19 protein-coding genes and 1 tRNA gene are annotated in these 19911 nt (G+C 72.4%); 16 read left to right on the plus strand and 4 right to left on the minus strand.

Annotated features, from left to right (window positions below; translation table 11 throughout):
• Positions 1–8 precede the first annotated feature (8 nt).
• The 8 genes from ACFO60_RS14190 to ACFO60_RS14225 all read left to right on the plus strand — a co-directional run bounded on the left by ACFO60_RS14190 (position 9) and on the right by ACFO60_RS14225 (position 10042).
• Positions 9–2942: an Rne/Rng family ribonuclease gene (locus ACFO60_RS14190; RefSeq protein WP_380840629.1), complete on the plus strand. Its 2934-nt coding sequence runs from the start codon at positions 9–11 to the stop codon at positions 2940–2942.
• Positions 2943–3129: 187 nt separating this feature from the next.
• Positions 3130–3444: a 50S ribosomal protein L21 gene (rplU, locus tag ACFO60_RS14195; RefSeq protein WP_189165292.1), complete on the plus strand. Its 315-nt coding sequence runs from the start codon at positions 3130–3132 to the stop codon at positions 3442–3444.
• 12 nt (positions 3445–3456) lie between these two features.
• Entirely contained in the window at positions 3457–3714 is a 258-nt protein-coding gene (gene rpmA / locus ACFO60_RS14200; RefSeq protein ID WP_380840630.1) for a 50S ribosomal protein L27, read from the plus strand.
• Between the two features lie 191 nt (positions 3715–3905).
• Positions 3906–5294, plus strand: a complete 1389-nt coding sequence (gene obgE, locus ACFO60_RS14205) for a GTPase ObgE (protein WP_380840632.1) — start codon at positions 3906–3908, stop codon at positions 5292–5294.
• 79 nt (positions 5295–5373) lie between these two features.
• Complete coding sequence (proB, locus tag ACFO60_RS14210) at positions 5374–6525, plus strand: glutamate 5-kinase (RefSeq protein ID WP_380840899.1); 1152 nt, start codon at positions 5374–5376, stop codon at positions 6523–6525.
• On the plus strand, positions 6518–7801 hold the full coding sequence (locus ACFO60_RS14215; RefSeq protein WP_380840633.1) for a glutamate-5-semialdehyde dehydrogenase: 1284 nt from the start codon (positions 6518–6520) through the stop codon (positions 7799–7801). The genes proB and ACFO60_RS14215 overlap by 8 nt, the downstream gene beginning before the upstream one ends.
• Before the next feature lie 54 nt (positions 7802–7855).
• Positions 7856–8077, plus strand: a complete 222-nt coding sequence (locus ACFO60_RS14220; RefSeq protein WP_380840634.1) for a hypothetical protein — start codon at positions 7856–7858, stop codon at positions 8075–8077.
• Positions 8078–8230: 153 nt separating this feature from the next.
• A complete protein-coding gene (locus ACFO60_RS14225; protein WP_417765082.1) occupies positions 8231–10042 on the plus strand; it encodes a serine/threonine protein kinase in 1812 nt (603 codons plus the stop codon).
• 143 nt (positions 10043–10185) lie between these two features.
• Here the strand turns inward: ACFO60_RS14225 and ACFO60_RS14230 are convergent, their stop codons facing one another.
• Positions 10186–11202, minus strand: a complete 1017-nt coding sequence (locus tag ACFO60_RS14230) for a M48 family metallopeptidase (protein WP_380840636.1) — start codon at positions 11200–11202, stop codon at positions 10186–10188.
• Between the two features lie 151 nt (positions 11203–11353).
• Here ACFO60_RS14230 and nadD point away from each other — a divergent pair, with 151 nt between their 5' ends.
• The 4 genes from nadD to ACFO60_RS14250 all read left to right on the plus strand — a co-directional run bounded on the left by nadD (position 11354) and on the right by ACFO60_RS14250 (position 13276).
• Positions 11354–11959: a nicotinate-nucleotide adenylyltransferase gene (gene nadD / locus ACFO60_RS14235; RefSeq protein ID WP_380840637.1), complete on the plus strand. Its 606-nt coding sequence runs from the start codon at positions 11354–11356 to the stop codon at positions 11957–11959.
• Between the two features lie 50 nt (positions 11960–12009).
• Entirely contained in the window at positions 12010–12417 is a 408-nt protein-coding gene (gene rsfS, locus ACFO60_RS14240; protein WP_380840638.1) for a ribosome silencing factor, read from the plus strand.
• 22 nt (positions 12418–12439) lie between these two features.
• Positions 12440–13066, plus strand: a complete 627-nt coding sequence (locus ACFO60_RS14245) for a histidine phosphatase family protein (protein ID WP_380840900.1) — start codon at positions 12440–12442, stop codon at positions 13064–13066.
• Positions 13067–13203: 137 nt separating this feature from the next.
• A tRNA-Ala gene (locus tag ACFO60_RS14250) sits at positions 13204–13276 on the plus strand.
• Between the two features lie 126 nt (positions 13277–13402).
• Here the strand turns inward: ACFO60_RS14250 and ACFO60_RS14255 are convergent.
• Positions 13403–13768 (minus strand): YybH family protein, encoded by a 366-nt coding sequence (locus ACFO60_RS14255; protein WP_380840639.1) that lies wholly within the window; start codon positions 13766–13768, stop codon positions 13403–13405.
• Positions 13769–13865: 97 nt separating this feature from the next.
• Here ACFO60_RS14255 and ACFO60_RS14260 point away from each other — a divergent pair, with 97 nt between their 5' ends.
• From ACFO60_RS14260 to ACFO60_RS14270, 3 genes are all read left to right on the plus strand, one after another.
• Positions 13866–14756 carry a LysR family transcriptional regulator gene (locus ACFO60_RS14260; RefSeq protein WP_380840640.1) on the plus strand — a complete coding sequence of 297 codons (891 nt, stop codon included), beginning with the start codon at positions 13866–13868 and terminating at the stop codon, positions 14754–14756.
• A gap of 109 nt (positions 14757–14865) precedes the next feature.
• The gene (locus tag ACFO60_RS14265) at positions 14866–15420 is read left to right on the plus strand and encodes a GNAT family N-acetyltransferase (protein WP_380840901.1); all 555 of its coding nucleotides are present in this window, start codon (positions 14866–14868) and stop codon (positions 15418–15420) included.
• A 115-nt stretch (positions 15421–15535) separates the two neighbouring features.
• Entirely contained in the window at positions 15536–16801 is a 1266-nt protein-coding gene (locus ACFO60_RS14270) for a D-arabinono-1,4-lactone oxidase (protein ID WP_380840641.1), read from the plus strand.
• Positions 16802–16855: 54 nt separating this feature from the next.
• Here ACFO60_RS14270 and ACFO60_RS14275 read toward each other — a convergent pair whose 3' ends face one another.
• Together ACFO60_RS14275 and ACFO60_RS14280 are read right to left on the minus strand one after the other, a co-directional pair.
• A complete protein-coding gene (locus ACFO60_RS14275; RefSeq protein ID WP_380840642.1) occupies positions 16856–17131 on the minus strand; it encodes a hypothetical protein in 276 nt (91 codons plus the stop codon).
• Between the two features lie 249 nt (positions 17132–17380).
• Positions 17381–18844 carry an MDR family MFS transporter gene (locus tag ACFO60_RS14280; protein WP_380840643.1) on the minus strand — a complete coding sequence of 488 codons (1464 nt, stop codon included), beginning with the start codon at positions 18842–18844 and terminating at the stop codon, positions 17381–17383.
• Between the two features lie 108 nt (positions 18845–18952).
• On the opposite strand from ACFO60_RS14280, the gene ACFO60_RS14285 reads away from it, so the two are divergent.
• Positions 18953–19666: a TetR/AcrR family transcriptional regulator C-terminal domain-containing protein gene (locus tag ACFO60_RS14285; RefSeq protein ID WP_380840644.1), complete on the plus strand. Its 714-nt coding sequence runs from the start codon at positions 18953–18955 to the stop codon at positions 19664–19666.
• Positions 19667–19911: the final 245 nt, after the last annotated feature.

The following is a 19911-nucleotide window of genomic DNA, read 5'->3' on the forward strand; positions in this document are numbered from 1 at the left end:
ACGCCCGCATGCTCGACAACGAGCCCATTGTCGGGGCCTACGGCTCTGACGGGGATACAACAGCGCAGCAGGAAGCCAAGCCGGTCCGCCGGCGCCGGGCGGCGAGCCGCCCCGCGGGCCCACCGCCCGAGGAGGCCGAGCGCGCCGCGGGTCTTGCTACCGCTCCGCCGGAGGCCCCGGCGGCGCCGGTCGCCGAGGTTCCCGCGCCCCGGTCGGAGGTCGGCGCCGAGATCGCACCGCCCGTGCGGGCCGACGAGGCGGCCGAGGCCGCCGTGCGGGCCGACGAGGCGGCGGACGCGGCCGAGGCGCCGGCGAAGTGCGCCACCCGGTCGCGCCGCGTCACCGCCAAGGACCCCGCCGCACCCGCGGCCACGCGGCGCTCCCGCACGACGAAGAAGGCCGCCGCGCCGGCCGAGGAAGCCGCGGACCACGTCGCGCCGCCCGAGGCGGCGCCCGTGGTCGAGGCCGAGGCCGCCGCCCCGGCGCCGCAGGTCACCGCCCCGGAGGCCGCCGCCGCCGAGCAGGCCGCCCCCACGCGGCGCAGGCGCACCAGGAAGGCCGCCGAGGCTCCGGAGGCCGTGACCGAGCGCCCCGGCGCCGCGAGCCCGTCCGCCGCTCCGGCGGACGAGGAGCCGCCGGCCGTGTCCGAGCAGGTCACACCCGAGATCATCGAGTCGTTGCCGGCCGAGGAGCCGCTGGACGACGAGCCCGCGGGCGAGGACCTCGCCGAGGAGCCCCGTCCGCAGGGCGCGGTGTTCGCCGACCCGTTCGGCCTGAGCGCCGTCACCGAGGCGCGCGTCGCGCCGGCCGTCACCTTCCAGGCGCCCGCCGCGGTGTTCCAGCCGATCTTCCAGGCTCCCGAGCCGCGCGCGGCCGTGCCGCCCGTCGTGCCAGAGCCCCGCAAGTACGTCCAGCCCGAGCCCGAAGCGGAGCCCGCCGAGGCCGAGGACGCCGCCGACGTCACCGATCTCGACTCCGACGAGGACGACGACCAGGACGACGCCGCCGGTCGCCGCCGTCGCCGGCGGCGGGGCGGCCGCGGCCGGGTCAAGGTCCGCGGCACCGACGAGACCGACGAGGCGGAGGACGCCGAGGAGGACGCGCGCGGCGCGTCCGCCGACCAGGCGCAGCCGGCCGCCGAGGCCGGGGACGCGGGCGACCAGGACGACGACGACTCCGGCTCCTCCCGCAGGCGCCGCCGGCGCCGCCGCAGGGGCGGCGACGAGGGCGAGGCCACCGTCGACGACCCGCCGAACACCGTGGTGCGCATCCGCGCGCCCCGGGCCGGTCGTCCCGTCTCGGTGGACGAGGTGCAGGGCTTCCGCGGCTCCACCCGCCTGGAGGCCAAGAAGCAGCGGCGCAGGGAAGGCCGCGAGCAGGGCCGCCGCCGTCCGCCGGTGATCACCGAGTCGGAGTTCCTGGCCCGTCGCGAGAGCGTCGAGCGGGTGATGGTGGTACGCCGCCAGGGCGGCCGCACCCAGATCGCGGTGCTGGAGGACGGCGTGCTCGTCGAGCACTACGTCGACCGCGAGGCCAGCCAGTCCTACGTCGGCAACGTGTACCTCGGCAAGGTGCAGAACGTCCTGCCGTCGATGGAGGCCGCCTTCATCGACGTCGGCAAGGGCCGCAACGCCGTCCTGTACGCCGGCGAGGTCAACTTCGACACCGCGGGCCTGGAGGGCCAGCCCAAGCGCATCGAGTCGGCGCTGAAGTCCGGCCAGTCGGTGCTCGTCCAGGTCACCAAGGACCCGATGGGGCACAAGGGCGCCCGCCTGACCAGCCAGATCAGCCTGCCCGGCCGCTACCTGGTCTACGTGCCCGACGGCTCGATGACCGGCATCAGCCGCAAGCTCCCCGACAAGGAGCGCAGCCGGCTCAAGGCCATCTTGAAGAAGGTCATGCCCGAGAACGCCGGCGTGATCGTGCGCACCGCCGCCGAGGGGGCGTCGGAGGACGAGCTCAGCCGCGACGTCGCCCGCCTTTCGGCGCAGTGGGAGAACATCCAGCGCAAGGCCAAGTCGGCCAGCCCGCCCGAGCTGCTGTACTCCGAGCCCGACCTGACCGTCCGCGTGGTGCGCGACGTCTTCAACGAGGACTTCTCCTCGCTGGTCGTGGCCGGCGACGAGGTGTGGGGCACGGTCGACGAGTACGTCCGCTATGTGGCGCCGCACCTGGCCGACCGCCTCACCAAGTGGGAGGACGGCGACGTCTTCGCGGCCTACCGCATCGACGAGCAGATCGCCAAGGCGATGGAGCGCAAGGTGTGGCTGCCGAGCGGCGGCTCCCTGGTGATCGACCGCACCGAGGCGATGACCGTGGTCGACGTCAACACCGGCAAGTTCACCGGCCAGGGCGGCAACCTCGAAGAGACGGTCACCAGGAACAACCTGGAGGCCGCCGAGGAGATCGTCCGCCAGCTGAGGTTGCGCGACATCGGCGGCATCATCGTCATCGACTTCATCGACATGGTGCTCGAGAGCAACCGCGACCTTGTGCTGCGGCGGATGCTCGAGTGCCTGGCCCGCGACCGCACCAAGCACCAGGTGGCCGAGGTCACCTCGCTGGGCCTGGTGCAGATGACCCGCAAGCGGGTGGGCCAGGGCCTGCTGGAGGCCTTCTCGACGCCCTGTGACTGCTGCAACGGCCGCGGTCTGATCGTCTCGACCGAGCCGGTGGAGTCCAAGACCATCGAGCCCAGGCCCACCCAGGGCAAGATGGCGGTCGAGAAGGCCGTCGCCGAGAAGCTCGAGAAGGCCGTCTCCGCCGACAAGGCGATCAAGGACGGCGGGGTCGCGGTCGCGGCGAAGGGCGAGGGCGGTCGTGATAGTGTGACCGATGCGCTCGACGGCTCTGCGGGCGATGACGGGCAAGCCGCACAGGCTTCCGCCCGGGGTCGGCGACGCTCCCGCAAGGCGACCAGACCGGCAGGGCCGGCCGAATAGGTCGGCAACCCGGCGTTCCGTCCGGTTCGACCAGGGCACCTGTAATCCGGTATCCTAGTCAATCGGTGCGTCCGGTGGCGCGCCTAGCTTCGCGCGCCTACCCGGTTCGCCGGTCGTGTGTATCGACGGGAGCTGGATGCAGAGGCGCAGCGTTCAGCGAGCAATTAGCCAGAAGAAGGGTTCCGCGGTGTACGCGATCGTTCGTTGCGGCGGCAGGCAGCAGAAGGTCTCCGTCGGTGACGTCCTCGAGGTAGACAAGGTCGCCGGTGAGGTCGGCTCCACGGTGTCGCTGGCGCCGGTGCTCGTCGTCAACGACGGCGACGTCACCACAGACGCTGCCACGCTTGGCAAGTTCGAGGTGACCGCCGAGATTCTCGGCGAGACCAAGGGCCCCAAGATTCACATTCTCAAGTACAAGAACAAGACCGGTTACAAGAAGCGCCAGGGGCACCGCCAGCGGTACACCCAGGTGAAGGTGACCGCCATCAACCCCGGGAAGTAGTGGTAGCGAACCATGGCACACAAGAAGGGCGCATCGTCCACCCGGAACGGCCGTGACTCCAATGCCCAGCGGCTCGGGGTCAAGCGTTTCGGTGGCCAGCTCGTCAACGCCGGCGAGATCATCATCCGCCAGCGCGGCACCCACTTCCACCCGGGCGACAACGTCGGCCGTGGCGGGGACGACACGCTGTTCGCGCTGATCGCGGGCCACGTGCAGTTCGGCAACAAGCGCGGCCGTCGTGCCGTGAGCATCGTCCCGGCCGCGGAGTAGTTCCGCCGGTCGCGAGACGGGCCGCCGTGCCACGCGTAAGGCGTGGTGACGCGGCCGAGACAGAACGTTGATGAGGCGGATCGACTTCTCGATCCGCCTCATCGTCGTGAGGGGGGCGGCATGGGTTCGCGGCCCAGCGCGGCGGTGGTACGGCGTGGCCGAATGGGCACGGCCGGTGATAAGGAGTGACGGTGGCGGAGTTCGTGGACCAGGTGGTCCTGTACATCAAGGCCGGCAACGGGGGAAACGGCTGCGCCTCGGTCCACCGTGAGAAGTTCAAGCCGCTCGGCGGCCCCGACGGCGGCAACGGCGGGCGCGGGGGCGACGTGATCCTGGAGGTCGACGCCAACACCTCCACCCTGCTCGACTACCACCACCGGCCGCACCGCAAGGCGTCCAACGGAAAGCAGGGCTCGGGGTCCAACCGCGACGGCGCCACCGGCGAGGACGTGGTGCTCAAGGTGCCCAACGGCACCGTCGTCAAGGACGCCAAGACCGGCGAGGTGCTCATCGACCTGGTCGGCGCCGGCACGCGTTACGTCGTGGGCCAGGGCGGACACGGAGGGCTCGGCAACGCCGCGCTGGCCTCCGCCAAGCGCAAGGCCCCCGGCTTCGCGCTGCTCGGCGAGGAGGGCGATGAGCGCGAGGTCGTCCTGGAGCTCAAGACGGTCGCCGACGCGGCGCTCGTCGGGTACCCGAACGCCGGCAAGTCCTCGCTCATCGCGGCCCTCAGCGCCGCCCGGCCCAAGATCGCCGACTATCCGTTCACGACGCTGGTGCCCAACCTCGGGGTCGTCACGGCGGGCGAGACGGTGTTCACGGTCGCCGACGTCCCCGGGCTGATCCCGGGCGCCTCCGAGGGGCGGGGCCTCGGGCACGAGTTCCTGCGCCACGTCGAGCGCTGCTCGACGATCGTCCACGTGATCGACTGCGCGACCATCGAGCCCGGCCGCGACCCGCTGACCGACTTCTCGGTGATCGAGGCGGAGCTCGCGGCCTACGGCGAGCTGGACGACCGGCCGCGGCTGGCCGTGCTCAACAAGGTCGACGTGCCCGAGGCGCGCGAGCTGGCCGACATGGTGCGGCCGATGCTGGAGGAGCGCAACCTCAAGGTCTTCGAGATCTCCGCGGCGACGCACGAGGGGCTGCGCGAGCTGTCGTTCGCCGTGGCCGAGATGGTGGCGGCCGCCAGAGCGGCCAAGCCCGTCGAGGAGCCGACCCGCCTGGTCATCCGGCCCAAGCAGTACGGCGACGCAGGGTTCGCGGTCAAGCGCATCAATGACACGACCTTCCAGGTCACCGGCGAGAAGCCTGAGCGGTGGATCCGCCAGACCGACTTCAGCAACGACGAGGCCGTCGGCTACCTGTCCGACCGGCTCGAACGGCTGGGCATCGAGAAGGCCCTCAGCGAGGCGGGCGCCAAGGAAGGGGCGGAGGTCGTCATCGGCTCGATGGAGGGCGGCTACCTGTTCGACTGGCAGCCGACCCTCGACGCCGGCGCCACCCAGGGCCCGCGCGGGTCCGACGACCGCCTCTGGATGGCCGAGGGGGCCAGGGACGAGGGCCAGGCGGACGACTAGCGCCCGGCCGGCGGCCTGGCCTGTACAACGGCACGAGTGAAGCGGGCCGGGCCCGCGCGAGTGGAGGGGAGCGACCGTGATGGACAGCGCCGGCCGAGAGCGGGTGGCGGCCGCCTCCCGCCTGGTCGTGAAGGTGGGGTCGTCCTCCCTGACGACCCCGCAGGGCACGATCGACGTCGACCGGGTGGACGCGCTGGTCGACGTGCTCGCCGCACGCGGCGCCGGTGGCGCCCACATCGTGCTGGTGTCCTCCGGCGCCATCGCGGCCGGCCTCGGCCCGCTCGGCCTGTCCGCCCGCCCGCGAGACCTCGCGACCCAGCAGGCCGCCGCCTCGGTCGGCCAGGGCGTGCTCGTCGCCCGCTACACCTCCTCCTTCGCCCGCTACGGCCGGCGCGTCGGGCAGGTGCTCCTCACCGCCGACGACATGATGCGCCGCTCCCACCACCGCAACGCGCAGCGGACGCTGCTGCGGCTGCTCGAGCTGGGCATCGTCCCGGTGGTCAACGAGAACGACACGGTGGCCACCGACGAGATCCGCTTCGGCGACAACGACCGCCTGGCCGCCCTGGTGGCCCACCTGATCCACGCCGACGCGCTGGTCCTGCTGTCCGACGTGGACGCGCTGTACGACGGGGACCCCCGCCAGCCGGGCTCGCGCCGCATCCCGCACGTGCGGGGGCCGGAAGACCTCGAAGGGGTGGAACTCGGCAGGTCGGGCCGGGTCGGCACCGGCGGCATGATCACCAAGGTGGAGGCCGCGCGCATCGCCACCGGAGCGGGCGTGCCCGTCGTGCTCACCGCCGCCGCCCACGCCGCCCAGGCGCTCGCCGGGGCGGACGTCGGCACCTTCTTCCAGCCGGACGGCCGCTACCCCGGCACGCGCCTGCTCTGGCTCGCGCACGCCACGACCGGGCGCGGCCGCCTGCACCTGGACTCCGGCGCGGTGGAGGCCGTGGTGGGCCGGCGCAAGTCGCTGCTGCCCGCCGGGGTGACCCACGTGGAGGGCGAGTTCACGGCCGGCGACCCGGTCGACCTGTACAGCCCGCACGGCACGCCGGTGGCGCGCGGGCTGGTGAACTTCGACGCCGCCGAGATCCCCGAACTGCTCGGCCGTTCGACCCGCGAGCTGGCCGCGACCCTCGGGCCCGAATACGAGCGAGAGCTGATTCACCGCGACGACATCGTCATACTGGACTCCACCATCGAGAGCAGGAGCGCGAGGCATGTCTGAGGTCGATGACTTCCTGAAGGTCGCCCACGCCGCCCGCGAGTCGGCCGCCGAGCTGGCGCCGCTCGCTCGCGCCGCCAAGGACGCCGCGCTGCGCGCCGTCGCCGACGCGCTGGTTGCCCGCACCGGCGAGATCGTCGAGGCGAACGCCCTGGACGTCTCCGCCGCCCGCGAGAACGGCACGGCCGAGACCATGATCGACCGTCTGCGGCTGGACGCCGCGCGGGTGGCGGCCATCGCCGGCGCGGTGCGCGAGGTGGCCGACCTGCCCGACCCGGTCGGCGAGGTCGTGCGCGGCAGCACCCTGCCGAACGGCCTGGAGCTGCGGCAGCTGCGCGTCCCGCTCGGCGTCGTCGGCATCATCTACGAGGGCCGTCCCAACGTCACGGTGGACGCCGCCGCCCTGTGCCTCAAGAGCGGCAACGCCGTCCTGCTGCGCGGCTCCTCCAGCGCCTACCGGTCCAACACCGCCCTGGTGCAGATCATGCAGGACGCTCTCGGCGGCACCGAGGTCCCCGCCGGGGCGGTCCAGCTCGTTCCCGGCACCACCCGCGAGTCGGTGAAGCACCTGATGCGGGCCAGGGGACTGGTCGACGTGCTGATCCCGCGCGGCGGCGCCTCGCTGATCAACTCGGTGGTGGAGGAGTCCACGGTGCCGGTGATCGAGACGGGCGTCGGCAACTGCCACGTGTACGTGGACGCGGACGCCGACCTCGACCTGGCCATGGAGATCCTGCTCAACGCCAAGACCCAGCGTCCCTCGGTGTGCAACGCCGCCGAGACGCTCCTGGTGCACGCCGCCGTCGCCGAGACGTTCGTGCCGGCGGCGCTGGCGCGGCTGGCCGCCGAGGGGGTGACCGTGCACGGGGACGAGCGGGTCGCCGCCTACGACGCCGCCGTCGTGCCGGCCACCGAGGACGACTTCGGCCAGGAATACCTCTCTCTCGACATCGCCGCGGCGGTCGTGGACTCGCTGGAGGACGCCGTCGCGCACATCCGCCGGTACGGCTCGGCGCACACCGATGCCATCGTCACCCGCTCGCAGAAGGCCGCGCGGCGCTTCGTGGCGCGGGTCGACTCGGCCGCGGTCGCGGTGAACGCCTCCACCAGGTTCACCGACGGCGGCGAGTTCGGGTTCGGCGCCGAGATCGGCATCTCCACGCAGAAGCTGCACGCCCGGGGCCCGATGGGGCTGCCCGAGCTGACCTCCACCAAGTGGGTCTACACCGGCGAAGGGCACCTGCGCACGTCGTCCGGCACGGTGATCGCCGGCTCCTGACCGGCCCGGCGACTCAGCGGGCGCCCTGCGTTGTCGTTACCTAGAGTGTCGCGCGTGTCGCTCCGCGTCAACGGCGTGCCCGGGCGGTTGACTGGGGCCATGGGTCTCGTCTTCGCGTTCGGGTACGCCGGCCTGGTCGTGGCGGCCGCCGACCAGATCATGCTCTGCCTGGAGCGCCGCGGTCACCTCAACTGGCGGCGCACCGGCAGGAAGACGCTGTCCACGGTGCCGCGGGTCCGGCTGGACACCCTCCTGGAGGATGCCTCCTCACGGTGAATTCCGGGCAACCTTCGTCCCGGTTTCCGGCGCGTCGCCGACGCGCGGGGGCCGTTGGGCGCTATGGTGGCGTTCCCTATGGGCGGACGGCGAGTGGGCGGGCTCGGGAGAGTCGGCCCGTACACCATTGTGGAGCGCCTCGGACGTGGTGGCATGGGCGAGGTCTATCTCGCCGTCGGCCGGCGCGGGGTGAAGGTCGCCGTCAAGATCCTTCATGACCTGATCGGAGACGATCCCGAGTCGCGATTACGGCTCGACCGCGAGGTGCGCGCGCTGCGCCGGGTCGAGAGCCCCTACGTCGCGCGTGTGCTGGACTCCGACCTGTCCGGTGAACGGCCCTATCTGGTGATGGAGCACATCGAGGGGGAGACCCTCCTCGACGCGGTGCGGCGGGGCGGCCCCCTGTCCGGGCCACAGCTCGTCGACCTCGCCCGGGGGCTGGCGACGGCGATCGCCATCATCCACGCCGCGGGGGTCGTCCACCGCGACGTCAAGCCGGCCAACGTGGTGCTCGGCCCCGACGGCCCGGTTCTGATCGACTTCGGTATCGCGCAGGTCTCCGACGCCACCCGGGTCACCATGACCGGCACCTTCCTCGGCACGCCCGGATACTCCGCGCCCGAGGTGTTCGCCGAGGAGGCCGTCGCCGAGCCCGCGGACGTCCACTCGTGGGCGGCCACGGTGGCGTTCGCGGCCACCGGGCGCCCGACGTTCGGCCGGGGCACGGTCGAGGCGCAGATGTACGCCGTCCTGAACGGCCGGGCCGACCTGGCCGGCGTGCCGGGCTCGCTGCTGCCGCTGGTGCGAGCCGCGCTGAACCGCGAGCCGGCCAAGCGCCCGACCGCGGCGCTGCTGTCCGACCGGCTCGCCCGGCTCGCCCGGGCGACGGCGCCCGCGGCGGGCGCCGTACGCGAGGACCCGGCGGCGGCCCGCGCCAGGACGGACGGCGCGGCGGGCCCCCGACCCAAGGCCGACGGGCAGGCGAGCGGCCGGCAGAAGACGGACGGCGCCGCCGTCGCCCGGGTGAGGCCGGACGGCGCCGCCGCCGTCCGCGCCAAGGCCGAGGGGCCCGTGGGCGGCCGGCCGAGGACGGAGGAGGCCGCAGCGAGTCGCTCCCAGGACGACACGCCGGGCGAGCGCGCGCGCGTCCGACCGGCCAAAGCGGACGCGGCCGCCGACCGGCGCGTCAAGCCCGAGGCGGCGGACCGGCGGGTCAAGCCCGAGGCGGCGGACCGGCGGGTCAAGCCCGAGGCGGCCGACCGGCGGGTCAAGGCCGACGGCCTGGAGCGGCGGGCGAAGGCCGAGTCTCCCGAGCGGCGGGTGCGGGCCGGCGCCGCGGGGCGCCGCGTCAAGGGGGCGGCCGAGGTCCGGCGGGCCGCCGCGGAGGTGGAGGAGTCCACGCTCGCCACCGAGGCGGCACACGCCACGTCGATCTCCTCGCCGCCGGGCAGCGCCGTGCTCATCGTCCTGGCCATGCTGGCGGTGCCGTGCGTGGTGGCGTCGGTCATCTGGCCGCCGGCCACGTTCATCATCACGGCGTCCTTCTGCGTGCTGGCCCGCGCCTGGTGGACCGGGCACTGGCTGGTGAGGAACCGCCGGTCGTCCCGGGTGCGGGGGGTGCTGCGCGTGGCGTCGTTCCCTGTGACGCTGGCCGGTTCGGTCCTCAGCGCGGCGGTGTGGCCCGGGGTGCCCGCCTCGGCGATCGCCGCCTCGGCGTTCTGGGTGGCGGACGGCGGCGGCATGGAAGGCGAGTGGTGGCTGCAGGCGGGCCCCATGACGGTGGCCGGGGTGGTCTTCGGCGTCGTGTGCGGCGGCATCGTCGGCCGCGAGGTCGAGCGGGCCGGCGTCCACGTGCCCGACCTGCGCAGGGAAGGGCTACGGGCGCTGGCCGTCCTCGGCGGCTTCGTCGCCGTGTGCGCCGCGGCCGTACGCGTCCTGGCGTGGGTGCTGCCGCACGCCTTCTGACCAGGCCGTGCCGGCCCGTTCTCGCCGGCCGTGAGCTGCGGCGGGGCGTTGTGCTCCCGCCCCCGTGCGCAGCTCGACGGCGTACGGGCCGAATGCCGCGGCCCGGCCGCGGCCGTCGCCGGCCGTGGACCACGCGGCGCGGGTCAGTTGTCCCGGCGGGCGAAGCGGTTGAAGATGCGCTCGCCGGCGTTGACCGCGCCCTCGGCGACATCGCGCAGGACACCGATGAACGGGTCCTGGGACTGCGCCCACGACTCGCGATAGGAGCGGGCCGCGGCCTTGACCTCCTCGGAGACCTTGGCGTTCGCGTCGTCCTCGCGGCGCGGGTAGTCGCCCTGCAGGATCGCGGAGTACTCGCCGTCGCGCCGCCACCTGTCGAGTTCGGCCACGCGCATCACCGCGAACGGGTGGGTGGAGCCGAGGAGGTTGAGGACCTTGAGGAGGCCGTCGCGCACGTCGCCGGCGGTGTCGTACTCGCGGGCCTGGTCGAGGAAGGCCTCGATGTTCATCTCGTGGAGCCGGGACCCGCCGGCGAGCTTCATCAGGGAGCGCATGGCGGCCTCGGGGTCCTGCCCGCAGAGCAGGCCGCCGCGGTCGGCCGACAGCTCGGCCTTGCGGTGCCACTCTTCGAGGGCGGTGACGATGATGCGCAGCCCGATGTAGCCGAGCGGGATCCACGCCACCCGGGTGGCGAGACGGGTGAGGATGGCCAGCATCGTGCCGTACACGGCGTGGCCGGACAGGATGTGCGCGGTCTCGTGCCCGACGACGAAGCGCAGCTCCTCCTCGTCCATGAGGTCGAGCAGGCCCGTGTTGATCACGATGAACGGGTCGTCGAAGCCGATGGCCATGGCGTTCGGCCGCGGGTCCTGCTGGACGTAGACCTCGGGGATGCGGTGCAGGTCGAGGAGGTAGGCGCTGTCGCGGCCCATGTCGTACAGGCTGCGGAACTGCGTCTCGCTGGCCCGCACCGAGGAGGCCAGGAACATCAGCCGCAGGCGGCGCTCGCTGAACAGGCCGGACATGCGCTTGAGCACCGAGTCGAAGCCCGACAGGGAGCGCATCGCGACGAGAGCCGACCGGTCGGCTGGATGCTCGTAGGCCCGGGAGCTGATGCCGGGCAGCTGGACACGGTTGCGATCCGGGGTGGTGGTGGTCATGGTCGGCATGCTACGTCGGGGCGGATGCGTGCGCGCGGCCTGTGGAAGATGCTTCCTGCGCGCCGTGGCGCCCGAAGGGGGTACCAGGGGGCCGTGGGAAGGGCGGGGGGCGAGGCCGCAGGGCCCTGAGCGGCACGTTAGGGTCCCTCGCATGAGAAATGGGGCTCCTACCAGGCGGCTTGGCATCATGGGCGGGACGTTCGACCCGATCCATCACGGCCACCTCGTCGCGGCGAGCGAGGTCGCCCATCACTTCAACCTGGACGAGGTGGTGTTCGTCCCGACCGGCCGGCCGTGGCAGAAGGCCGAGCAGACGGTCTCGGCGGCGGAGGACCGATATCTGATGACGGTCATCGCGACCGCGTCCAACCCGCGCTTCTCCGTGAGCCGCATCGACGTGGACCGTCCCGGGCCGACCTTCACGATCGACACCCTCCGCGACATCGCGGGAATGTACGAGCCCGACGCGGAGCTGTACTTCATCACCGGTGCCGACGCGCTGGCACAGATCCTGAGCTGGCGTGATGTCGATGAGCTCTTCACCAGGGCCCATTTCGTAGGCTGTACTCGTCCCGGGCACCTCCTGCAGGATCCGGGGCTCCCTGAAGGAAAGGTCAGCCTCATCGAGATACCGGCTCTCGCGATCTCCTCCTCGGAGTGCCGGCAGCGTGTGGCCTCCGGGGAACCGATCTGGTACCTGGTTCCCGACGGGATTGTTCAGTACATCAACAAGCGGGGCCTTTACCGGGCATCCTGATAATGGGAATGCTGGACCTCGTACCCTTCACAGGAGGAACAAGCCACATCGTGACAGCATCCGAGAAATCACGTCAGCTCGTCCGGCTCGCCGCCGAGGCCGCGGCCGAGAAGCTGGCGGATGACATCATCGCCTATGACGTGAGCGAGCAACTGGTCATCACCGACGCCTTCGTGCTCTGCTCCGCGTCCAACGACCGCCAGGTCCGCGCCATCGTCGACGAGATCGAAGAGCGGCTGCGCATCGAGGCCCACGCCAAGCCCGTCCGCCGCGAGGGCGAGCGCGAGGGCCGCTGGGTGCTCCTGGACTTCCTGGACATCGTGGTGCACGTCCAGCACGAAGAGGACCGCACCTTCTACGCCCTGGAGCGTCTGTGGAAGGACTGCCCCGTCATCGCCCTTCCCGACAGCGTGACACAGGTCCGAGCTCAACGGGCCCGCGGGACGGCAGGTGAGTGACGGCGGGCGTGGAGGCCGCCGCATCGTGTTCTGGCGCCACGGCCAGACGCTGTGGAACGTCGAGCAGCGCTTCCAGGGGCACACCGACATCCCGCTCGACGAGACCGGGGTCGCGCAGGCCGAGCGGGCCGCCTCCCTGCTGGCGTCGCTGCGGCCGTCCCTGATCGTCTCCTCGCACCTGCGGCGCGCGCAGGACACCGCCGCCGCCCTCGGCACTCTCGCCGGGCTCGACGTCCTCGTCGACAAAGATCTGCGTGAGCGCGGCGGAGGCGAGTGGGAGGGGCTCACCCGCGCCGAGATCGCGGCGGGCTGGCCCGTCCAGTACGCGGAATGGGAGGCGCCCGGAGGCGAGACGGTGACCGACGTCGCCGACCGCGTCGCCGCCGCCACCCGGCGATGGGTGTCCCGGCTGGAGGAGGGCGGGCTGCTCGTGGTCGCCTCGCACGGCGCGGCGATCCGCCTCGGGCTGGCGCGCCTGCTCGGCCTGCCGGAGGAGCTGTGGCCCATCCTGGGCGGCCTCGGCAACTGTTCCTGGTCGGTTCTCCAGGAGGGCCGCAAGGGCTGGCGCCTGCTGGAGCACAACGCCGGCACACTGCCCGAGCCGGTCAACAGCGACGACCGCCCCGACTCCGCCCCCGCCGCCGTCTGACCCGGACGGGCCCGGCGGCCCGGCGGCGCGGTGGCCGGGGGCGTCCCAGGCGGCGGGAAGGTGTCGATTAGGTCAACGGGGGGTTGTCGCTATATGCTCTCCGAGCGCCGCAAGGGGAACACCCCGAGCGGTGACCAGGGGCTATGGCGCAGCTGGTAGCGCGCCTCCATGGCATGGAGGAGGTCTGGGGTTCGAATCCCCATAGCTCCACAGCGGTTCGGAAAGCCGCCTCACCACGACCGGTGAGGCGGCTTCCGCCGTTTCCGGGGCCTGCGGCCCGGCGCTCAGAGCACCCTGCCGCCGTGCCGTGCGCCGCGCTCGACGGTGGGGGTGGTGTCAGCTGCCCGGGGGTGTGAACTCGGGCTGGTCGAGCAGACGGAGCCAGCTGCCGTCGGGCTGCCGGCGCAGAACCTGGGCGCGGGCGCCGGCCCCGTCCTTGGGAGCGGTGGAGGTGAGCGCGATGTCGCCGCTGACCAGCGTCGGCAGGGGCTCTTCCTGCTCGAAGCGAGGGCGTCCGGCCAGGACCTTCTCCCACAGTGCGCGGATCGCCTCCCGTCCCACCGTCCGCCCGCCGGGCGGGTAGGCCAGCACCGCGTCCTTCTCATAGAGCGCGGCGACTCCGGCCGCGTCGCCGGCGTTGGACCGCTCGACGAACAGGCGGGTGATGTCCTCGGGCCGCATGGCCTTCTCGTATTCCGTCATGGTCTCCTCCTTGGGTCTCGTTCGCTTCTCCTAGGTTGGCTCGGCGTGCGATCAGAAGTCCAACAGATGGTTCTCATAGAAGCTAGAATCAACGGTCATGGAACTGCGGCAGCTCGAATACTTCGTCGCGGTCGCCGAAGAACGCAACTTCACCAGGGCGGCCGAGCGGGTGCACATCAGCCAGTCGGGCGTGAGCGCGCAGATCCGGCAGCTGGAAAGGGAACTCGGCGCCGAGCTGTTCGACCGGTCGGGCAGGTCCGCCACCCTCACCGTCGCGGGCAAGGCCGCGCTCGGGCACGCCCGCGCCGCGCTCGCCGCCGCCGTGGCGCTCGGCCAGGCCGTGGGCGAGGTGGCCGACCTGATCCGGGGACGGCTCACGGTCGGCATGGTCATCGGCTGCACCATCACGCCGCTGTTCGACGCCCTCGCCGCCTTCCACCGGGCGCATCCCGGCGTGGAGCTCTCGTTGCTGGAGGACAACTCCGACCGGCTCGCCGACGGCGTGCGCGAGGGCGCCATCGACCTGGCCCTCGTCGGGACCGCGACCACCACCCCCGACGGGCTGGAGGCATTGACGATCATCAGCGAGCGGTTGGTCGCGGTGGTCCCGCCCGGGCATCCCCTGGCCGCCCTGGGCCGGGTCAGGCTGCGCGACCTGGGCGGCCACCCGATCATCTCCATGCCCCCCGGCACCGGCCTGCGCGCGGTGTTCGACCAGGCGTGCGCGGCGCAGGGCCTCCAGCCGGAGATCGCGCTGCAGGCGGGCGCCGCCGACGCCATCGCCGGTCTCGCCGGGCGCGGGCTCGGCGTCGCCGTCCTCAGCGAGTCGATGGCCGAGGGGTACCGCGACCGGCTCACCGCCCTCGCCATCGACGACGTCCGGACACCGGCCCTGCTCGCCCTGGTCTGGAAGCGCACGCCCGGCCCCGCGGTTCGTGAGCTGCTCGCGCACGCCCGCCGCGCGTTCGACTCCGGCCCGGTGCGGTGATCACGCGGAGGCCGGGCGGACGCCGGCCCCGATCCGTCCGTCCCGGCTGACACGCCGGACGGAAAACCGCTTGTCGCGGTGGGAGGGCGGCTGGTAGCCCTGGCGGGTGATGTTCGCCAGCAAACCCACGCTGACGGGTGAGCGCGTCGTGCTCCGCCCGGCCGGTCCCGAGCACGTCGAGGGCCTTTGGGAGCTCGTCCACGATCCCGAGACCGTGCGCCTGACCGGCTCGCACGCCAAGTTCACCCGCGCGGCCCTGGAGAAGTGGTACGCCACCAGGCGAGAGCAGGACGACCGGCTCGACCTCGCCATCTGCGACGTGAAGGAGGGCGACTACGTCGGGGAGATCGTGCTGAACCAGCTCGACGCCGACAACCTGTCCTGCGGCATGCGCATCGCCCTGGCCGGCCCGCGGGCCTTCGGCCGCGGCTACGGCTCCGAGGCGATCCGGCTGGTCCTGGAGCACGTCTTCACGACGGTGGGACTGCACCGGGTCTCCCTTGAGGTCTTCGACTTCAACGAGCGCGCCCGGCACGTGTACCGCAAGGCGGGCTTCGTCGAAGAAGGCGTGCTGCGCGACGCGCTGCGCTGGGACGGAGCCTGGCACGACGCGATCGTGATGTCCGTCCTCGCCACCGACTGGACCGCCCGCCCGGCCCTGTGAACCGCCGCCCCGGCCCGCCCGCGGTCGGGCGGGGGCATCGTGCCGGGCCGCTGCGTCTAGAGTGCAGACAGCGGTCGAAGAGAGCACTTGCCGTGAAAGTAGAGGGAAGCCGCAATTGACGCAGAAGCTGACGAATTGGGCGCGTAACATCACTTTCGCGGCGGAGCGCATCGACGCGCCCTCGTCGCTGGACGAACTGCGCGGGCTGATCGCCGGGCACGCCAAGGTGCGGGTGCTGGGCAGCGGGCACTCGTTCAACCGGATCGCCGACTCGCCGGGCGCCCTCGTCTCCTTGGACGGGCTTCCTCAGGTCGTCGAGATCGACACCGCCTCGGCCACCGTCCGGGTCTCCGGCAGCGTGCGGTACGCCGAGCTGGGGCGACGGCTGCACGACAAGGGGTACGCGGTGCCCAACATGGCGTCCCTGCCGCACATCTCGGTGGCCGGCTCCTGCGCCACGGCCACCCACGGGTCCGGTGACGGCAACGGCAGCCTGGCCACCTCCGTCTCGGCCATCGAGATGGTCACCGCCGGCGGCGACCTGGTGGCCCTCGAGCGCGGCGGCGAGGCGTTCGACGGGGCCGTCGTGGCGCTCGGCGCCCTCGGAGCGGTCGTCGGCCTGACCCTCGACGTCGTGCCCGCCTTCGAGGTGCGGCAGTACGTCTACGACTCGCTGCCCGTCGAGGCGCTGGACGACCACTTCGAGGACATCGTCTCGCGCGCCTACAGCGTCAGCATGTTCACCGACTGGCGCGCCTCGCGCATCGACCAGGTGTGGGTCAAGGAGCGCGTGGGCCAGGTCACCGATCCCGCGCCCCTCCCGAGTCTGTTCGGCGCCACGCCCGCCGGCGGCCCCCGCCATCCCGTGCCGGGCATGCCGGCCGTCCACTGCACCCAGCAGCTGGGCGTCCCCGGGCCGTGGTTCGAGCGGCTGCCGCACTTCCGCCCCGACTTCACCCCGAGCAGCGGGGAGGAACTGCAGTCGGAGTACATGGTGGCCAGGCACGACGCCGTGGCCGCGCTGCACGCCCTCGGCGAACTGCGCGAGCACATCGCCCCCGTGCTGCAGATCTCCGAGATCCGCACGATCGCCGCGGACCGGCAGTGGCTGAGCCCCTTCTACGAGCGCGACGCCGTGGCCTTCCACTTCACCTGGATCAAGGACCCCGCCGCGGTGCTGCCCGTTCTCGGTCTCATCGAGGACCGCCTGGCCCCCTTCGCCCCTCGTCCCCACTGGGGCAAGCTGTTCACCGTCCCGCCTGCGACCCTCCAGGCGCGCTACCCCCGCCTCCACGACTTCCAGGCCCTCGCCCAGCGGTACGACCCCACCGCCAAGTTCGCCAACGACTTCGTCACCGAGCACGTCCTCGCCGGAGCCTGAGCGACGGCGCCGGAGATCCGCCCGCTTCGCCGTCGCGCCCGGCCGGTCCGCGTTTCAGCGGGGCGAATTCCTGATCAGCGGGAGCGAACTCAGCCGGTGGTCGATATGGCTTCTCACGAACGCCGGTACCGGAGCCTCGCGTTTGACCTGCGGCCAGATGTCGGCAAGAACCTGGACCGTGTGGGATACGACGTGCGTGGCGCGGTCCACATCGATTCGTGCGCGTTGCGCTAGATTGCGGAAGTTGTCCATGGTGATGAGTCGAGCGATCTGGCCACCGTCGACGGGAAAGGCCAGCTCTTCGGTCCTGAACCAGCGGCCGACGGCCATGCGGAGAGGCGAACGGGCCGTGTGGTGGTGATCGCCGGGGCTGCCGACGTCGCCTGGGCAGGCGTATGGCGACGCGTTCGCCGATCCGAGGCGTCCCCAGCCTCGGCAGCGAGCGCGTCGCCATACGTGTTCCCGTGGAGACATGCGATTTTGCCCTCGCGATAAAGGTCCTTCCGGAATGTTTCTTCGGAGGGTGCCTCGAGTGACATCTGTGTCAACTCTGAACGAGGTGCGGGCGGCGCCGGTCGTTCAGTCCTGAGGCGCCGGGGCGGGGGCGGGCTTGCGCGGCACCAGGACGGCGGCGAGCACGGCCGGGGCGGCGATGGCGAGGGCCCACCAGAAGCTCCCTGAGAACGCCTCGGCCACGGACGCCGCCGCCTCCCGGCCGTGGGCGGCGGCGTCCGCCAGGGTGCCGTCGGCGCCCGGGACGCCGGCGCGCAGGCGCGCCTGCAGGACGACGGCCAGCACGGCGACGCCCAGGGAGGTGGCCACCCTGATCACGATGTTGCTCGTGGTGGTCGCCGCGGGGATCGCGGCCCTGGGCATCCCCTGGTAGAACGCGGCTGACATCGAGGGCACGACGAGCCCGTGCCCGAGCCCCACGACGAACAGCACGCCGGCGAGCCAGGGGAGCGGGGTGCCGGCGTCGATGCGGGTGTAGGCGAGCATGCCGGCCAAGACCAGGCAGATGCCCGCCACGCCGAGGCCGCGGGAGCCGAAGCGGTCGGTGAGCCGCCCGGCCGGCGGCATCGTGACGATCGCGCCGAGCCCCATGGGGGCGATGAGCAGGCCCGAGTCGAGCACGCTCTCGCCCCTGATGATCTGGTAGTACAGCGGCAGCAGGACGATCAGTCCGAAGAGCGCCGCGGAGTAGAAGAACAGCGACCCGGTGGCCGTGGCGAAGGCCCGGTGCCGGAACACGCGAAGGTCCAGCAGCGCCCGCTCGCCCCGGCGCAGTGACCAGACGACGAACGCCGCCGTCAGCGCCGCGCCGGCCGTGATCGCGGCCGGCGCTCCCGCGCCCGGGCTCCCGCCGATCAGGGAGAGGCCGTAGACCAGTGCGGCGAGGCCGGGGGAGAGCAGGGCCAGGCCGATGAGGTCCAGCCTGTCGCCTGTCCGGCGCTCCTCGTCGGGCGGGAGCATCCGCACGGCGAGCACCAGCGCCGCCGCGCAGAACGGCACGTTGACGTAGAACAGCCAGTGCCAGGAGAGATGGTCCAGGAGCGCGCCGCCGAGCACGGGGCCGAGCACGGGCGCGAGCATGCCGGGCACGGCGATGACGGCCATGGCCCGGCCCATGCGGTGCGGTCCGGCCGCCCGGGCGAGCATGCTCTGGCCGACGGGCATCAGCAGGCCGCCGCCGATGCCCTGCAGGACGCGGAACGCGATCAGGCTGGGCGCCGACCAGGCCGCGCCGCAGAGCGCCGAGCCCGCGAGGAACAGCGCGAGCGAGACGAGCCACATCGTCTTGGCCCCGAAGCGCCCGATCACCCATCCGGTGATCGGGATGGTCATGGACAGGGCGAGCGTGTAGGCGGTGACGACCCACTGGATCGTGGACAGGGAGGCCCCGAAGTCCCTGCCCAGGGTGTTGATCGCGACGTTCACGATCGTGCTGTCGAGGATCGTCATGATGGCGCCGAGCGCCACCACCAGCGCCAGCCGCCTCAACGCGGGGTCGAACCCCGTGGGGGCCGCCTGTGTGGTCGTCATGAGCTCGCGTCCCTTCGTACACCGTATCGCTTGCCGCTACAGCGTAGCGCCGGTCGTACGGTGTAGCGCAAGACCGTACGGTGTATCCCGCGCCGCTACACTTGGCGCGTGGAACAGGTGCCAGAGCGTGCGCGAGGCTCGGTGTGGGCCAGAGAGGCCGGCAAGAGGCGGCCGGCGCTGACCCGGGAGGCGATCGTGGAGGCCGCCATGGCCATCGCCGACACCGAAGGGCTGGCCGCGGTCTCGATGAGGCGGGTGGCCGCCGAGCTGGGCGCGCGCACGATGACCCTCTACAGCCACATCGAGCGCAAAGAGGACCTGCTCGACCTGATGTTCGACCAGGTCGCGCACGAGAGCTGCGTCACCGCGCGACTGCCGGGCGGATGGCGCGAGGCGACCGAGGTCATCGCCCGGGCCACGCGCGCGGCGTCGCTGCGTCACCCGTGGGTGGTCGACCTCGCCGGCCGGCGCCCGAAGGCGGGGCCGAACGGGCTGCGCCACGTCGAGCAGTCGCTGGCCGCGCTCTCCGGCCTCGAGGTCGACGACGAGGTCAAGTGGCGCATCCTCATCGCGGTGGACGACTACACCCTCGGGCACGTCGTGCGCGAGGTCGTGGAGCTCGACACGTTCCGTCGCGGCCGGGACGTCGCCGAGGAGCGCGAGGTCTCCCTGCCTTCGTACCTGACCGAGCTGCTGGCCGGCGGGGAGTACCCCAACCTGGCGCCCGTGCTCACCGGCGGGCTGCGTCCCGCGGACGACAACTTCGAGCGCGGTCTGAAGTGGCTGCTCGACGGCATCGCCGCCGAGCTGCCGCTGTCCTGACCGGCCGCGGCGGTGACATGCCCGCCGCGGGGGCGCGGACGGTGACGGCACGCCGCGAGGGCATGGGGGGCGTGGACGGCGACGGCGCGCCGCGAGGCCGGCCGGCCGCGCGTGAGCCGATCGTGTAGGACGCCCGGAGGGAGCCGCGCGTTGGCCCGCGGGCGGCGTCCACAACCGGTCACCTTGAGTGGTCGACTAATTACCGCAATCGGCTGCCTAGCGGGATATCAACCGCGATAGTCGGA

This window comes from Sphaerisporangium dianthi (assembly GCF_042654065.1).
GTDB classification, from domain to species: Bacteria; Actinomycetota; Actinomycetes; order Streptosporangiales; family Streptosporangiaceae; genus Sphaerisporangium; species Sphaerisporangium dianthi.

Coding starts and splice junctions, on each gene's coding strand:
- proB (WP_380840899.1), top strand. CDS start 5,374: ATGGACAGCGCCGGCCGAGAGCGGGTGGCGGCCGCCTCCCGCCTGGTC.
- ACFO60_RS14225 (WP_417765082.1), top strand. CDS start 8,231: ATGGGCGAGGTCTATCTCGCCGTCGGCCGGCGCGGGGTGAAGGTCGCC.
- ACFO60_RS14215 (WP_380840633.1), top strand. CDS start 6,518: ATGTCTGAGGTCGATGACTTCCTGAAGGTCGCCCACGCCGCCCGCGAG.
- rpmA (WP_380840630.1), top strand. CDS start 3,457: ATGGCACACAAGAAGGGCGCATCGTCCACCCGGAACGGCCGTGACTCC.
- ACFO60_RS14190 (WP_380840629.1), top strand. CDS start 9: ATGCTCGACAACGAGCCCATTGTCGGGGCCTACGGCTCTGACGGGGAT.
- ACFO60_RS14265 (WP_380840901.1), top strand. CDS start 14,866: ATGTTCGCCAGCAAACCCACGCTGACGGGTGAGCGCGTCGTGCTCCGC.
- ACFO60_RS14230 (WP_380840636.1), bottom strand. CDS start 11,202: ATGACCACCACCACCCCGGATCGCAACCGTGTCCAGCTGCCCGGCATC.
- ACFO60_RS14255 (WP_380840639.1), bottom strand. CDS start 13,768: ATGACGGAATACGAGAAGGCCATGCGGCCCGAGGACATCACCCGCCTG.
- ACFO60_RS14260 (WP_380840640.1), top strand. CDS start 13,866: ATGGAACTGCGGCAGCTCGAATACTTCGTCGCGGTCGCCGAAGAACGC.
- ACFO60_RS14275 (WP_380840642.1), bottom strand. CDS start 17,131: ATGGCCGTCGGCCGCTGGTTCAGGACCGAAGAGCTGGCCTTTCCCGTC.
- nadD (WP_380840637.1), top strand. CDS start 11,354: ATGAGAAATGGGGCTCCTACCAGGCGGCTTGGCATCATGGGCGGGACG.
- ACFO60_RS14280 (WP_380840643.1), bottom strand. CDS start 18,844: ATGACGACCACACAGGCGGCCCCCACGGGGTTCGACCCCGCGTTGAGG.